General features: G+C 72.6%; 12 protein-coding genes, 3 pseudogenes and 1 riboswitch. Of the genes and pseudogenes, 8 read left to right on the top strand and 7 right to left on the bottom strand.

The window, feature by feature from the left end; all coding sequences use genetic code 11:
* Together VR45_RS30950 and VR45_RS30955 are read left to right on the top strand one after the other, a co-directional pair.
* Positions 1 to 1,221 (top strand): ATP-binding cassette domain-containing protein (locus tag VR45_RS30950; protein ID WP_045943187.1); only part of this gene is annotated, 1,221 nt, incomplete at its 5' end.
* Positions 1,200 to 2,000: pseudogene (locus VR45_RS30955) on the top strand (ECF transporter S component); the annotation flags it as partial. The gene VR45_RS30950 and the pseudogene VR45_RS30955, both read left to right, overlap by 22 nt.
* Positions 2,001 to 2,042: 42 nt before the next feature.
* Here VR45_RS30955 and VR45_RS30960 read toward each other — a convergent pair.
* A complete protein-coding gene (locus VR45_RS30960; protein WP_199926034.1) occupies positions 2,043 to 2,723 on the bottom strand; it encodes a TetR/AcrR family transcriptional regulator C-terminal domain-containing protein in 681 nt (226 codons plus the stop codon).
* Between the two features lie 93 nt (positions 2,724 to 2,816).
* Here VR45_RS30960 and VR45_RS30965 point away from each other — a divergent pair, with 93 nt between their 5' ends.
* Together VR45_RS30965 and metE are read left to right on the top strand one after the other, a co-directional pair.
* Positions 2,817 to 3,926 carry an FAD-dependent monooxygenase gene (locus tag VR45_RS30965; RefSeq protein ID WP_045943189.1) on the top strand — a complete coding sequence of 370 codons (1,110 nt, stop codon included), beginning with the start codon at positions 2,817 to 2,819 and terminating at the stop codon, positions 3,924 to 3,926.
* Between the two features lie 122 nt (positions 3,927 to 4,048).
* A riboswitch (cobalamin riboswitch) is annotated at positions 4,049 to 4,218 on the top strand.
* A gap of 184 nt (positions 4,219 to 4,402) precedes the next feature.
* Positions 4,403 to 6,718, top strand: a complete 2,316-nt coding sequence (metE, locus tag VR45_RS30970; RefSeq protein ID WP_045943190.1) for a 5-methyltetrahydropteroyltriglutamate--homocysteine S-methyltransferase — start codon at positions 4,403 to 4,405, stop codon at positions 6,716 to 6,718.
* Between the two features lie 64 nt (positions 6,719 to 6,782).
* On the opposite strand, the gene cobF is transcribed toward metE, so the two are convergent.
* Together cobF and VR45_RS49225 are read right to left on the bottom strand one after the other, a co-directional pair.
* Complete coding sequence (gene cobF / locus VR45_RS30975) at positions 6,783 to 7,544, bottom strand: precorrin-6A synthase (deacetylating) (RefSeq protein ID WP_045943199.1); 762 nt, start codon at positions 7,542 to 7,544, stop codon at positions 6,783 to 6,785.
* Between the two features lie 59 nt (positions 7,545 to 7,603).
* A pseudogene (locus tag VR45_RS49225) lies at positions 7,604 to 7,735 on the bottom strand (bifunctional 2-methylcitrate synthase/citrate synthase); the annotation flags it as partial.
* A gap of 100 nt (positions 7,736 to 7,835) precedes the next feature.
* Here VR45_RS49225 and VR45_RS48070 point away from each other — a divergent pair.
* Positions 7,836 to 7,967, top strand: a pseudogene (locus VR45_RS48070) (IS5/IS1182 family transposase); the annotation flags it as partial.
* Positions 7,968 to 7,976: 9 nt separating this feature from the next.
* On the opposite strand, the gene VR45_RS30980 reads toward VR45_RS48070, so the two are convergent.
* Both VR45_RS30980 and VR45_RS30985 read right to left on the bottom strand, forming a co-directional pair.
* Entirely contained in the window at positions 7,977 to 8,957 is a 981-nt protein-coding gene (locus VR45_RS30980; protein WP_045943191.1) for a CehA/McbA family metallohydrolase, read from the bottom strand.
* A gap of 122 nt (positions 8,958 to 9,079) precedes the next feature.
* Entirely contained in the window at positions 9,080 to 9,730 is a 651-nt protein-coding gene (locus VR45_RS30985; protein ID WP_045943192.1) for an HAD family hydrolase, read from the bottom strand.
* A 101-nt stretch (positions 9,731 to 9,831) separates the two neighbouring features.
* Here VR45_RS30985 and VR45_RS30990 point away from each other — a divergent pair, with 101 nt between their 5' ends.
* From VR45_RS30990 to VR45_RS31000, 3 genes are all read left to right on the top strand, one after another.
* On the top strand, positions 9,832 to 10,389 hold the full coding sequence (locus VR45_RS30990; RefSeq protein WP_045943193.1) for an NUDIX hydrolase: 558 nt from the start codon (positions 9,832 to 9,834) through the stop codon (positions 10,387 to 10,389).
* A gap of 120 nt (positions 10,390 to 10,509) precedes the next feature.
* Positions 10,510 to 10,716, top strand: a complete 207-nt coding sequence (locus VR45_RS30995; protein ID WP_159394413.1) for a hypothetical protein — start codon at positions 10,510 to 10,512, stop codon at positions 10,714 to 10,716.
* A gap of 102 nt (positions 10,717 to 10,818) precedes the next feature.
* Positions 10,819 to 11,475, top strand: a complete 657-nt coding sequence (locus VR45_RS31000; protein WP_052709501.1) for a hypothetical protein — start codon at positions 10,819 to 10,821, stop codon at positions 11,473 to 11,475.
* Between the two features lie 31 nt (positions 11,476 to 11,506).
* On the opposite strand, the gene VR45_RS31005 is transcribed toward VR45_RS31000, so the two are convergent.
* Both VR45_RS31005 and aceB read right to left on the bottom strand, forming a co-directional pair.
* Positions 11,507 to 12,373, bottom strand: a complete 867-nt coding sequence (locus VR45_RS31005; protein WP_045943196.1) for a 3-hydroxybutyryl-CoA dehydrogenase — start codon at positions 12,371 to 12,373, stop codon at positions 11,507 to 11,509.
* Between the two features lie 23 nt (positions 12,374 to 12,396).
* The coding region (gene aceB, locus VR45_RS31010; RefSeq protein ID WP_045943197.1) for a malate synthase A at positions 12,397 to 13,890 on the bottom strand (1,494 nt) is incomplete at its 5' end.

Genomic DNA, 13,890 nt, shown 5'->3' on the forward strand with positions numbered 1-13,890 from the left:
CAGCAGCAGCGGGTCGCCATCGGCTCGGTGCTCACCGCCCACCCCCGGGTGCTGGTCCTGGACGAACCGACCTCCGCGCTCGACCCGACGGCCGCCGAGGAGGTGCTCGCCGCGATCACCCGGCTGGTGCACGACCTCGGAGTGACCGTCCTGCTCGCCGAACACCGCCTGGAGCGCGTCGTCCAGTACGCCGACCGGGTCGCCTACCTGCCCGGTGACGGCACCGTCGTGCACGGCCCGCCCGCCGAGGTCTTCCGGGACACCGCGATCGCGCCGCCGGTCGTCGAGCTCGGCCGGCTGGCCGGCTGGCGCCCACTGCCGCTCTCCGTCCGGGACGCCCGCCGGGCCGCCGCCCCGCTGCGGGAGACGCTGGCCGCGCGCCCGGCACCGGCGGCGCGCCGTGGCGGCGCCGAGGGCGACACCGTGCTGTCCGCCGAGCGGATCGTGGTCCGGTACGGGCCGGTGACCGCCGTCCGGGAGGTCGGCCTGGAGCTCCGGGCCGGCCAGGTCACGGCCCTGATGGGGCGCAACGGCTCGGGCAAGTCCTCGCTGCTGTGGGCCCTCCAGGGCTCCGGGCCCCGGCAGGGCGGCAGTGTGCGGGTGGTCCGGGGGGACGGCAGGCCGCCCAAGGACCCCAAGCGGGTCACGGCGGCGGAGGCCCGGCGGCTGGTGGGGCTCGTCCCGCAGACCCCGACGGACCTGCTGTACCTGGAGTCGGTGGCCCAGGAGCTGGCCCAGAGCGATCTGGAGTCGGGCCGCGAGCCGGAAGGGGAGGCCGGGCCGACCGCGCGCCGGATCCTCGACCGGCTGGCCCCCGGCATCCCGGACGACACCCACCCCCGCGACCTCTCCGAGGGCCAGAAGCTGGCCCTGGTGCTGGCGATCCAACTGGCCGCCGCGCCAAGGGTGGTGCTGCTGGACGAGCCCACCCGCGGCCTCGACTACCACGCGAAGGCGGCGCTCACCGGCATCGTGGCGGCCCTCGCCGCCGAGGGTCGTACCGTCGTGGTCTCCACCCACGACGTCGAGTTCGTCGCCTCCGCCGCCGACCGGGTGGTGGTGATGGCCGAGGGCGAGATCGTCGCGGACGGCCGCACGGAGGAGGTCATCGTCGCCTCGCCGACCTTCGCCCCGCAGGTCGCCAAGATCCTTGCCCCACTGCACTATCTGACGATCGATCAGGTCGCGGAGGCGCTCGAATCCGCAGGGGTCGCCCGGTGACCGCCGTCCGGATCCCCGGCCGGGCCCGGGTGGTCGTGGCGCTTGCCGCGTTCATCGGGCTCGTCGCCTTCACCTGGCCGTTCGTCGTCGCCCCGGGGAAGTTCGGCTCCTCCTACGCCCCGCCGCTGATCTTCGGCGCGCTGATGCTCCTGGTGCTCGCCGTGGTCGTCGCGGAGATCTCGGCGGGCGGCATCGACGCCAAGGCCCTCGCCATGCTCGGCGTGCTCTCCGCCGTCAATGCGGGGCTTCGCCCCCTCGGCGCGGGGACGGCGGGAGTCGAGACGGTCTTCTTCGTCCTCGTCCTCGCCGGCCGGGTCTTCGGCCCGGGCTTCGGCTTCACCCTCGGCTGCACCTCGCTGTTCGCCTCCGCCCTGCTGACCGGCGGGGTCGGCCCCTGGATGCCGTACCAGATGTTCGGCTGCGCGTTCGTCGGCCTGCTCGCCGGGCTGCTGCCGCGCCTGCGGCGGCGCTGGGAGGTGCCGATGCTGGCCGTCTACGGGGCCTTCTCCGGCTACCTGTTCGGCTTCCTGCTGAACCTCTCCTTCTGGCCGTTCTCGACCGACCCCAACAGCTCGATCGCCTACCTGCCCGGGCTGCCGTTCACCGAGCAGTGGCACCGCTACCTGCTCTTCGACGTGGCGACCTCGCTCGGCTGGGACACCGGTCGCGCCGTCACCACCTTCGTGGCCGTCCTCGTGGTCGGCCCCGCCGTCCTGACCGTCTTCCGACGCGCCGCCCGGCGGGCCAACTTCGAGCCGACCGTGCGCTTCGAGGCCCCGCCGGGGGAGTCGCTCCGCCCGGCGCCTGTGCAGGGCGTCACCTCACCGCGAGAGGTGGGCCTCGATGCCGTCGAGCACGAAGTCGAGGCCCATCCGGAAGGTGCGGTCGGCGTCGAGGTGGGCGGCATCGCGCACCACCGTGGCCAGCGCGGGGAACCTGCCGGTGGCGAAGGTGCGTTCCAGGTAGGGCCCGAGTGAGCGCTGCCACTGCTTCTCGTCCATCCCGGTGGCCCGCTCGGCCCGCCGCTCGGCGATCTCCCGCCGCACCGCGCCGATCACGTACGCCTTGACCGCGGCGACCACCGGCATGACAGCGTCCACATGGAGGTCGCCCAGTGCGGCCACCAGGGTCTCCCCGCCGGCCAGTGCCTCCGGCCCGAGCTGGGGTCGGCCGCCCAGCAGATCGGCGAGCCATTCGTGCTCGTGGGCGGCGCTCCGGGTGGCTTCGGCATGGGACCGGAGCACCTCCCGCCAGTGGTCGCCGGTCGGCCGGACCCCGGCGTGGACGGCGTCGACCATCAGGTCGAGCAGCTCCTCCTTGCTCGCGATGTAGCCGTACAGCCGCATCGGGCGGACGTCCAGCTCGGTGGCGACCTTGCGCAGCGACACCGCGTCCAGGCCGTCCGCGTCGGCCAGCCGGATCGCCGTTCGCACGATCCGGTCCCGGCTCAACGGGGCGGGCACGGGTCTATTCGGCGGCTCCGGCCTCTCCCACACCAACATGCCGCTCACCATACAGCGCATCGGCAGATACAGTGTATCGACCAGTACGGTGTATCGAGATGCACCGGGGTTGTATCGAAGGGGGAGGCAATCATGACCATCGCCATCGTCGGAGCCGGCCTCGGCGGCCTGGCGCTCGCCCGGGTGCTGCACGTGAACGGCATCGACTGCGTCGTCCACGAACGCGAGTCGTCACGCCACGCGCGCGGCCAGGGCGGCATGCTCGACATCCACTCCGGCCAGCGGGCGCTGCGCGAGGCCGGTCTGCTCGCCGAGTTCTTCGCGATCGCCCGCGGCGAGGGCCAGGACATGCGCCTGCTGGAGCCGGACGGCACCCTGCTGCTCCAGGAGGACACGCCCGACGACGCCCCGCTCGCGCGGCCCGAGGTCGACCGCGCCGACCTGCGCGACCTGCTGCTGGACTCCCTCCCCGAGGGCGTGGTGCGCTGGGGGCAGGCGTTCGAGTCCGCCGACAGCGGCCTGCTGCGCTTCGCCGACGGCAGCAGCGCGACGTACGAGCTGCTGGTCGGCGCGGACGGCGCGAACTCCCGGGTCCGCGCGCTGCTCACCGACGCCCGCCCGGCGCACACCGGCCACAACGTGGTCGAGGTCGGCATCCCCGACATCGACCGCACCCACCCCGAGCTCGCGGCGATGGTCGGACGCGGCACCTACTGGGTGCTCGGCGACGGACTGTCCCTGGCCGCGCAGCGCAACGGCGACGGCCGGGTCCGCATCGGCCTCGGCTTCTACGACACCGCCGAGGACTGGTTCGCCACCAGCGGGATCCCGTTCGACGACCCGGCCGCCGCCCGGGCGCGGCTGATCGACCTGCTCCCCGGCTGGGACCCGCGCTTCACCGCGCTGATCGCGGCCTGCGACGACACCATCGTGCCGCGGTCGATCACCACGCTCCCGGTCGGCCTGACCTGGCCGTCGACGCCGGATGTCACGCTGGTCGGCGACGCCGCGCACCTGATGCCGCCGATCGGACAGGGCGCCAACATGGCGCTGCTCGACGGCGCCCTGCTCGGCCTCGCGCTCGCCGCGCACCCGGACGACCTCCCGGCCGCCGTCGAGGAGTACGAACGCGAGATGTTCGAACGCACCGCCGCTGCCGCCCGGATGTCCACGGACATGCAGGCGATGCTGCGGGCGCCGGACGCCGCCCGGAAGATGCTCGCGTTCTTCCAGCCCGACTGACACCGGCCGGCCCTGCCGGTCCCGACCCGTGGACACCACGGTGGAATCCACTGCCCCGACCGGCGGTTTGCCTCTAGGCTGGCCCCGTAGCTGGTTCGCCCTGCCCGCCAGGCACGGCGTCGTAAGAGGGAACCCGGTGACGCCTTTCGACTGGCCAGTCCGGGACTGCCCCGCAGCGGTGAGCGGGAACGACCGCCGTCATACGCACTGGGCCCGAGCCGGGCCCGGGAAGCGACGGCCAGTAGGTGTCCGCCCTCGACGAGGGCGAGCGTGCCCGCGAGTCCGAAGACCTGCCCGCTGCCCGTCCGCGGAGGATCCGCGGGCGGCTGTCCGATGACCTCGAGGGCGGGTCGGCGACCACAGCAGGCGGTTGAGGCACGCCCGTCCACGGCGGCCACCGTCCGGCTCGTCGTCCCTTCGCGCCCTCGTCCCGTCAGCGGGCACCTTGAGGAGCAAGACTCGCGAAGGAGAGTCCCTTGACAGCGAAGTCCGCAGCCGCGGCCACCCGGGCGACCGTGCACGGCTACCCCCGCCAGGGCCGGAACCGGGAGCTCAAGAAGGCGATCGAGGGCTACTGGAAGGGCACCGTCACCGCCGACGCCCTCCGCGCCGCCGCCACCGAGCTGCGCCGGGAGAACTGGCAGCAGCTCGCCGAGGCCGGTGTGCGCGAAGTCCCCACCGGTGACTTCTCGTTGTACGACCACGTGCTCGACACCACGGTCGCCGTCGGCGCGATCCCGGCCCGCCACCGGGCCGCCGTCGACGCCGACCCGCTCGACGGGTACTTCGCCATGGCGCGCGGTACCCAGGACGTCGCGCCGCTGGAGATGACCAAGTGGTTCGACACCAACTACCACTACCTGGTCCCCGAGTTGAGGCCCGACACGGTCTTCGTCGCGAACCCGGCCAAGGCGGTCGGCGAACTCGCCGAGGCGCTCGCGCTCGGCCACGGGGCCCGGCCGGTGCTGGTCGGCCCGGTCACCTACCTGCTGCTCGCCAAGCCCGCCCCCGGAGTGGCGGCGGACTTCGAGCCGATCACCCTGCTCGACCGGCTGCTGCCGGTCTACGCGGAACTGCTCGCCGCGCTGAAGGCGGCCGGCGCGCAGTGGGTGCAGCTGGACGAGCCCGCCCTCGTCCAGGACCGCACCCCCGCCGAACTGAACACCGCCGCCCGCGCCTACCGAGAGCTGGGCGCGCTCAACGACCGGCCGAAGCTGCTGGTCGCCAGCTACTTCGACCGCCTCGGCGAGGCCCTGCCGGTGCTCGCCAAGGCACCTGTCGAGGGCCTGGCGCTGGACTTCACCGGACCGGCCGCCGCCAATCTGGACGACCTCGCCGCCGTGGGCGGCCTGCCGGGCAAGCGGCTGGTCGCGGGCGTCGTCGACGGGCGCAACATCTGGATCAACGACCTGGAGAAGTCGCTCGCCACCCTGGCGACCCTGCTCGGCCTCGCCGACCGCGTCGACGTCGCGCCGTCCTGCTCCCTGCTGCACGTGCCGATCGACGCCGCCCTGGAGCGCGACGTCGATCCGCAGATCGCCCGCTGGCTCGCCTTCGCCCGGCAGAAGGCCGCCGAGGTCGCCCTGCTCGCCCGCGGACTGCACGAGGGCACCGGCGCGATCACCGCCGACCTCGCCGCCAACCGCGCCGACCTGGCCTCCCGGGCCGGCTCGCCGATCACCCGCGACCCGGCCGTGCGCGCCCGCACCGCGGCCGTCACCGCGGACGACGCCCGCCGCCCGCAGGCCTACCCGCAGCGCGCCGAGGCCCAGCGCACCCGGCTCGGCCTGCCGCTGCTGCCGACCACCACCATCGGCTCCTTCCCGCAGACCACCGAACTGCGCGTCGCCCGCGCCGATCTGACGGCCGGTCGGATCGACGCCGCCGCGTACCGTGAGCGGATGGAGGCCGAGGTCCGGGAGGTGATCGCCTACCAGGAGAAGGCCGGCCTGGACGTCCTGGTGCACGGTGAGCCCGAACGCAACGACATGGTCCAGTACTTCGCCGAGCAGCTCACCGGCTACCTCGCCACCCGGCACGGCTGGGTGCAGTCCTACGGCACCCGCTACGTGCGTCCGCCGGTGCTCGCCGGGGACATCTCCCGCCCGCACCCGATGACCGTCGACTGGTTCCGCTTCGCCCAGGACCTCACCGACCGCCCGGTGAAGGGCATGCTCACCGGCCCGGTCACCATGCTCGCGTGGTCCTTCGTCCGTGACGACCAGCCGCTCGGCGACACCGCCCGCCAGGTCGCCCTCGCCCTGCGCGACGAGGTCACCGACCTGGAGGCCGCCGGCGCCGCCGTCGTCCAGGTCGACGAACCGGCCCTGCGGGAGACCCTGCCGCTGCGTGCGGCGGACCGCCCGGCGTACCTGGACTGGGCCACCGAGTCCTTCCGGCTGGCCACCTCCGGCGTCCGCGCCGACACCCAGGTGCACACCCACATGTGCTACGCCGAGTTCGGCGCGATCATGACCGCGATCGAGGAGCTCGACGCGGACGTGATCTCGCTGGAGGCGACCCGCTCCCACATGCAGGTGGCCGATGAACTGGCTGCCGCAGGTTACCCGCGCGAGGTCGGACCGGGCGTCTGGGACATCCACTCCCCGCGCGTGCCGAGCACCGAGGAGGCGCTCTCCCTGCTGCGGGCGGGCCTGGCCGCGATCCCGGCCGAGCGGCTCTGGGTCAACCCCGACTGCGGCCTGAAGACCCGCGGCTGGGCGGAGACCCGAGCCTCCCTGGACAGCCTGGTCGGCGCCGCCCGCCGCCTGCGCGAGGAACTCGCGGGCTGACCCGACTCCGCCCGCTCCGCCCTGGCCGTCACGGACCGGGGCGGGGCGGGGCGGCGGCGTGGGGTCAGTCCTCGGTGCGGCGCAGCAGATAGGTGTCCATGATCCACCCCTTGCGCTCGCGGGCCTCCGCACGCAGCCGGGCGATCTCCGGCGCCGCCTCGCCGAGCGGACCGGAGACCAGGATCTCGTCCTCCCCGCCCAGGTAGGCGCCGTAGTGGATGTGCACGCCTGCGGGGTCGATCCGGCCGAAGGCGGCCTGCCCGTCGAGCATCACCACCGTGTCCTCGGCACCCGGCGGGAAGCCCTCGGCGGCCAGCCGGCGCGCGGTGGTGATCCGCACCGGGCGGCCGACCCGGGTGAGGGTGGTGCGGTGCCGGGCGGCGAGCACCGAGACGCTGCTGATGCCCGGCACCACCTCGTAGGTGAACGCGCCGGGGTCCGCCGCCAGCACCTCGTCCAGTACGGCCGTCACACTGTCGTACAGGCTGGGGTCGCCCCACACCAGCAGCGCGCCGATGCCGTCCGGCCCCAGCTCCTCGCCGACCAGCCGGCCGACCAGCTCGGCCCGGCGGCGGCGCCAGTCCTGGACGGCCTCGGTGTAGGCCGGAGTACTCCGGTCGCGCTCGGCGTCCGGCACCTCGACCACCCGGTGACCGGGCCGGGCGTGCTCCTCGATCATCCGCCGGCGCAGCCGCATGAGGTCCTGGCGCTGCTCGTTCTTGTCGAGGAGGAGGAACACGTCGGTGCGGGCGATGGCCTTGACCGCCTGCAGGGTGAGGTGGTCCGGGTCGCCCGCACCGATGCCGATGACGTTGATGTGCCGCATGCCCACGATTCTGCCCGGTCGGGAGCACGCCGACCCGACCGGCCCCACCGACCGGGGGCCGGGCCGTAGTAGCAGGCGTGCGGCCCGCGGGTCGGCGTGCTGTGGGCGAGCTGTTCGGAGCCGTGGGTCGTCCAGCTGGTGATCCGGCTCATCATGAGGATCGGCGTGAACACCTGGGTGTCGAAGCCCATCGACGGTCTCCCGCGGCGGCCACGGCCAACGCACCGCCGAGTTCGCCGTCGCCCCCGGTCACCAACCCCCTCACCGTCGACCCCAACCACCGCACCCGCACGGGCCCTCGCCCGGCTTCACCGGTTCAAACGGCTCCGGATCCGCTACGAACGACGCGCCGATCTCCGTCAGGGCCTGCTCGAACCGGCCTGCAGCCTCAGCTGCCTCCGTCGCCTGCGCACCGTGCGGTGAAGCGAGCAGTCAGGTCAGGATGATCGGATTGGTGAGTGCGGCGACGTGTCCGCCGGGACGGCGGACCTCGATGCGGACGAACGCCGAGTGCTCGGCCGTCGTGTCCCACTGCACCACGCCCGCCCCGTCAGCGGGGAGAGACGCCCGGTGAACCTTCCCCCGATCGGTGTGGAAGCCGACGGTTCCCGCCGGCACACCTCGTACTGCTGCCCGCGCTTCCACCTGCCCACCATGAGTGGCGAGACGTTCTCCCACCCCCGCAACGCGACCTTCGACAGCGGCGGTGAACGACACGTCCACGTCCGCCGACTCCGCGATCCAGCTGCGGCCGGCGCGGATTCCGGCCAGGACCGCCTCGGTGCTCAGCTCCTCGGCGAAGACCACGGTGTGAGGGATGCCGATCTGCCCTTCCAAGTGGGTGTCGCTGTTGCCCATCGCCGGTCGCCACGAGCCCGTACGGATGTCTGCCGCGAGGCTCCGCCCCCACTCCGCCAGGGCCGCCTCGTTGTCGGCGTTCCAGGGCCGGTCCGAGGACCACAGGCCGTTCCATACCTCCACCACGTCGAATCCCTGGAAGGGGAACATGAAGTCGCCCGACGGGTAGGGCGCATGCGGGTGCGCGGCCACGCACAGGCCCCCTGCTCGATGCACCTGGTCCAGGCACTGATCGATCAGCCCGTCCCTGACCTGGTGGTTCCAGTCGACGACCTGGCCGGGGTTGATGCCGAGCGCGAGCCAGTGCCCGGTCTTCGTGGTCACTTCCTCGCCGAGAAGGATCAAGAAGTCATCAGCGGCAAGATGTCCCCATGCACCGGGGGCCGCGGGTGAGTTGTGCTCCGTCGTCGCGATGAAGTCGAGCCTGGCGGCGTGCGCCCGAACGGCCAACTCTTCAGGGGTTAGTTCCCCGTCCGAGTGGACGGAGTGGACGTGGCAGTCCCCGCGGTACCAGGCCGCCCCGCGTCCGAGCGCCCGCGTCGACGGGAAGCTCACGTTCGACAAGGTTCTCCCCTACAGTCCTGTCGAGCCAACGCGCAGGCAAGGCGAGTGGTTCCGTCGCACCACCGAGCACCATCTCAGCCGAGAGGCCAGACCAAGATCTCGTTCTGGAACGATCAGTTGGCCGTCGCGATCAGCCTCGGCAGGTCGAGGAGCGAGTCGATCCGGAAGGTGGCCCGCGTGGTCGCCGGGTCGTGCTGCTGGATCCAGCCCCACGGCCCGCGGCGGATCAACGCCGTCTGCATCCCTGCGGCCCGGGCCGGAAGCACATCGTTGTCGAGTCGGTCGCCGACATAGAGGATCTCTCCCGGTTCGGCCGGGACGACCTCGGCCACCTTCCGGAAGAAGCCAGGGTCCGGCTTCGACGCGCCCCAGTCGTCGGAGGTGCCGATCAGATCGACGTCGTCGGTGAAGAGTTCGCGGAGGATCCTGCCCGCTCGCACGGTCTGGTTGCCGGCGATCGTCAGGTGCAGTCCGACCGTGCGGAGTTCGGCGAAGGCGGGGCGAACGTCCGGGTACAGGTCCCCCTCGTCAAAGGTCTCCGGCACGCCGGCCTCCGCGCGGCGCTCGCGTTCGGCGTACAGATCGAACCCGGGCCGGAATACCTGGAACGTGTCCCGGTAGTCACGACCCTGGGCGATGACCGCGCCGAACTGGGCGACGAACGTGTGCTTCGGCACGCCCAGCCAGTCGGCCCAGGCACCGTACTCCCGGGTCTCGTCGACCAGGCACTCCCCGACGTCGAACACCACAGCCTTGATCGTCATACCGGCAGCCTAACGGGCTTGGGGGGATCGATCCGTGCCGTCCCGCTCAGCGCTCATGAGAGGGTCGGATCGTCGGATCCTGCGTGTGGGAGGAGTGCCCGGTGGCGGGAGCGGAGTGGCCGGTCCACGGTCGGCGACGGGTCTACGAGTCGTCGTGGGTCGAGTTGTGGCTGGACGAGGTCGACATCCCCGGGACCGGGCGGATCGAGCACCACGTCGTCCGGATGCCACGAGCCTCCACCACGGCCGTAGTCACCGATGGCAACGGCCGCTTCCTGCTCATCCACCGGCACCGCTTCATCACCGGTCGCTGGGGCTGGGAGGTCCCGGCCGGCTGGGCGGACCCGGGAGAGGGGCCTGCCGAGGCGATCGCCCGCGAGGTCGAGGAGGAGACCGGCTGGCGGCCCGGCCGCGTCGAGCTGCTGACCGAGTACGACGCCATGTCCGGGATCAGTGACGCCCACTTCCGGTCGTACCACGTCACCGGCTGCACCCGGATCGGCGAGCCGCAGGACATCTCCGAGGCGGCCCGGGTGGAGTGGCTGCCGGAGGTCGAGGTGATCGACCTCCTGGTCACGGGCGGGATCCCGGACGGTCCCTCGCACGCGGCGCTCTCCTACTACCTCGGCCCGCACCGCCTCGCCGGTGCGGGCCGCTGACCGGCAGTGCCAGGAGCCCCGCGGTCGGGTTTGCGGATCGGCGAGCGTCTGCTGGACCATAAAAGGCCGGTGGGGCTGCACCCGGCGTGGCTCCATGTGGTCCTGGCCATGGAGGATCGGATGACGGACTGTGCGAACTGCCATGCCGCACCCGCGGTGATCGAGGACATCGAGGTGGAGCCGCCAAGGCCGTGGTGCCTCGGGTGTGCCACCGCCCTGGTGCGAGCCGGTGATCCGGTTCTGCGCTACCGCTCGCTCGGTGACGGTCAGGACGAGTACGCGCGGGTGCTTTCGCGCGGCAGTACCGCAGTGGTGCGGTTCGGCTGACGTCGGACAGGGGTGCTGGTCACAGGTCCATCACATTGCCCACACATGGCGAGCCCCTGCCGCTACGGTCCCCACAGCAGCCACCGCACCTCTGGGGATCACATGCGCCGCACCCTCCTCACCTCCGTCGCCGCCGGCCTGGCCGTCGCCGCACTCGCCGCGTGCGAGCCGGCGGACACCGTCGGCAGCAGTGGGCGGACTTCCGCCGCGCCGTCGGCAACCACGCCCGGAGCGCCGCCAGTTGCCGCACCGGCTCCCGCCTCTGGCCAGGCGAAGGCCGCCGCACTTCCCGCCTTTGTCGGCATGGGTCTGCAGTCCGCCCAGGACGCCGCCCAGAAGGCGGGCTTCTATCTGCTCACGAGTCATGACGCGCTCGGCCGGTCCCGCAACCAGATCGACGACCGGAACTGGAAGGTCTGCACCCAGACGCCGGGGCCGGGAGAGCAGGCCACCAGTACGAAGATCGACATGGGCGCGGTGAAGTTGGACGAGCAGTGCCCCGCGCAGGACCAGGGTGCGGGCGGTCCCACGAAGGCCGGCGCCACGATGCCCGATTTCAGGGGCAAGGCCGTGTCCGTGGTGCACGACTCCCTGGACCGGGCGACATCGATCAGCGCGAAGGACGCCACGGCGCAGAACCGGATCATCATCGTGCAGTCGAACTGGCAGGTGTGCGCGCAGGATCCGGCGCCCGGTGCCGCCCTGAGCGGGCAGCCGGTGACGGTCAAGGCCGTCAAGTTCGGCGAGTCCTGCCCCTGACGCGGCACTGGGTCGCTCGGCGCGCCCTCGCTCAGTTCGACCGGTGGGGGTGGAAGCCCCGGCCGGTCTTGCGGCCGAGGAGGCCCGCTTCGACCATGCGGGTGAGGAGGGGCGGGGGTGCGTAGAGGGGCTCCTTGTACTCCTCGTACATCGACTTCGCGATGGCCTGGACGGTGTCGAGGCCGATGAGGTCTACGAGTTGGAGCGGGCCCATGGGGTGGGCGCAGCCGTGGACCATGCCGGCGTCGATGTCCTGGGCGGTGGCGTGGCCGGCTTCGGCGAGGCGGATCGCGGAGAGGAGGTAGGGGATCAGCAGGGCGTTGACGACGAAGCCGGCGCGGTCGCGGGAGCGGACGACGTGCTTGCCGAGCACGTCCTCGGCGAAGGTGTGCACGCGGTTGAGGACGGTCGGGTCGGTGTGCAGGGAGGAGACCAGTTCGACCAGGGGCATGACCGGGGCGGGGTTGAAGAAGTGCAGGCCGAGGACGTTGGCCGCCCGGCCGGTGGCGATGCCGAGGCGGGTGACCGGGATGGCGGAGGTGTTGGTGGCGAGGACGGCGTCGTCGGCGGCGAGCACCTTGTCGATGGCGCCGAGCACGTCGGTCTTGACGCGTTCGTCCTCGACGACGGCCTCGACCACGAGTTGGCGGTCGGCCAGGGCTTCGAGGTCGTCGGCGAACAGCAGGTGCGCCCAGGCGTCGGTGCGCTGCTGCTCGCTGAGGCGGCCGCGGTCGACGGCGCGGTGCAGGGAGCGGTCGATCCGGGTGCGGGCGGCGCGCAGGGCGGCGGAGCCGTGTTCGCAGACGATGGTGTCCAGGCCTGCGCGGGCGAAGACCTCGGCGATGCCGGCGCCCATCTGTCCGGCGCCGACGACGGCGACCCGTCGGATGTCGTTCATGGCGTGCCTTTCCGGGAGCGGCGTCAGACGGCGGTGGTGGCGGTGGTGGCCGCAGTGACGGTGGTGCGGACGAGGTGGCGGGCGTACGCCTCGGTGGTGAGGAAGGCGGGCAGCTCGGCGCCGAGGGCGGTGTCGACGAGGATCCGGGTCGCGTCGTCCAGCAGCGTCGGGTCGGTGCCCTCGGTGAGCAGGGTGGCCCGTTCCCGGTCGATCAGCCGTCGCACGAGGTCCGGGGTGGCGAGCGAGCCGCCGGTGAGCCGGGTGCAGTGGTGCTGCCACTGCCAGAGCTGGCAGCGGGCGATCTCGGCGGTGGCGACGTCCTCCATCAGGCCGAACACGGCGACCGCGCCGGTGCCGCCGAGCCAGGCGGTGAGGTAGCGCAGGGCGACGGCGACGTTGGCGCGCAGCCCCTGTTCGGTGGGCAGGCCGACGGAGAGCCGGTGGACGCCGAGCAGGTCCGCGGCGGTGACCTCGACGTCCTCGCGGCCTCGGTCGAGCTGGTGCGGCCGGTCGCCGAGCACGGCGTCGAAGGCGGTGCGGCAGGTGCCGACCAGGCCCGGGTGGGCCACCCAGGAGCCGTCGAAGCCGTCCCCGGCCTCGCGTTCCTTGTCGGCGCGGACCCGGGTGAGGGCCGCTTCGTTGGCGTCCGGGTCGCGCTGCGGGACCGCCGCGGCCATGCCGCCGATGGCGTGCGCGCCGCGCCGGTGGCAGGTGCGCACCAGCAGGTCGGTGTAGGCGCGCATGAACGGCTGGGTCATGGTGAGGGAGGCGCGGTCGGGCAGGACGAACCTCGGCCCGTGCTGGGCGAAGTTCTTGATCAGGCTGAACAGGTAGTCCCAGCGGCCCGCGTTGAGGCCGGCGGCGTGCTCGCGCAGTTCGTGGAGGATCTCGTCCATCTCGAAGGCGGCGGTGACGGTCTCGATCAGCACGGTGGCGCGGATGGTGCCGTGCGGGATGCCCAACTCGGCCTGGGCGACGGTGAACACGTCGTTCCAGAGCCGGGCCTCCAGGTGGTTCTCCAGCTTGGGGAGGTAGAAGTAGGGGCCGGAACCGGCCGCGATCTGCGGCCGTCCGCAGTGGAACAGGTAGAGGCCGAAGTCGACCAGGGCGCCGATCGCCGGACGGCCGTCGATCAGCAGGTGGTGCTCGTCGAGGTGCCAGCCGCGGGGGCGGACGACGATGGTGGCCGGGTCGTTCCCGACGTAGTACCGCTTGCCCCCGGCCGTGGTGTCGTCGATCCGGCGCTCGATCGCGTCGATCAGGTTGAGCTGGCCGGTGACGAGGTTGTGCCAGGTGGGGGAGGTGGCGTCCTCGAAGTCGGCGAGCCACACCTTGGCGCCGGAGTTGAGCGCGTTGACGGCCATCCGGCGCTCCGGGGGGCCGGTGATCTCCACCCGGCGGTCGTGCAGGCCCGGTCCGGCACCGGCCACCCGCCAGCTGTCGTCCTCCCGGACGGCGCGGGTCTCCGGTAGGAAGTCCAGGGTGCCGCCGGCGGCGAGGGCCTCGGCCCGGCGCCG

Origin of the sequence: Streptomyces sp. NRRL S-495 (genome assembly GCF_000966955.1) — a bacterium.
Taxonomy (GTDB): Bacteria; Actinomycetota; Actinomycetes; order Streptomycetales; family Streptomycetaceae; genus Kitasatospora; species Kitasatospora purpeofusca.

Bases quoted from the DNA above. Each gene is read 5' to 3' on its own strand.
- VR45_RS31005 (WP_045943196.1), bottom strand. From the start codon at position 12,373: ATGAACGACATCCGACGGGTCGCCGTCGTCGGCGCCGGACAGATGGGC.
- VR45_RS30960 (WP_199926034.1), bottom strand. From the start codon at position 2,723: ATGTTGGTGTGGGAGAGGCCGGAGCCGCCGAATAGACCCGTGCCCGCC.
- VR45_RS30965 (WP_045943189.1), top strand. From the start codon at position 2,817: ATGACCATCGCCATCGTCGGAGCCGGCCTCGGCGGCCTGGCGCTCGCC.
- VR45_RS30985 (WP_045943192.1), bottom strand. From the start codon at position 9,730: ATGACGATCAAGGCTGTGGTGTTCGACGTCGGGGAGTGCCTGGTCGAC.
- VR45_RS30995 (WP_159394413.1), top strand. From the start codon at position 10,510: ATGACGGACTGTGCGAACTGCCATGCCGCACCCGCGGTGATCGAGGAC.
- VR45_RS31000 (WP_052709501.1), top strand. From the start codon at position 10,819: ATGCGCCGCACCCTCCTCACCTCCGTCGCCGCCGGCCTGGCCGTCGCC.
- cobF (WP_045943199.1), bottom strand. From the start codon at position 7,544: ATGCGGCACATCAACGTCATCGGCATCGGTGCGGGCGACCCGGACCAC.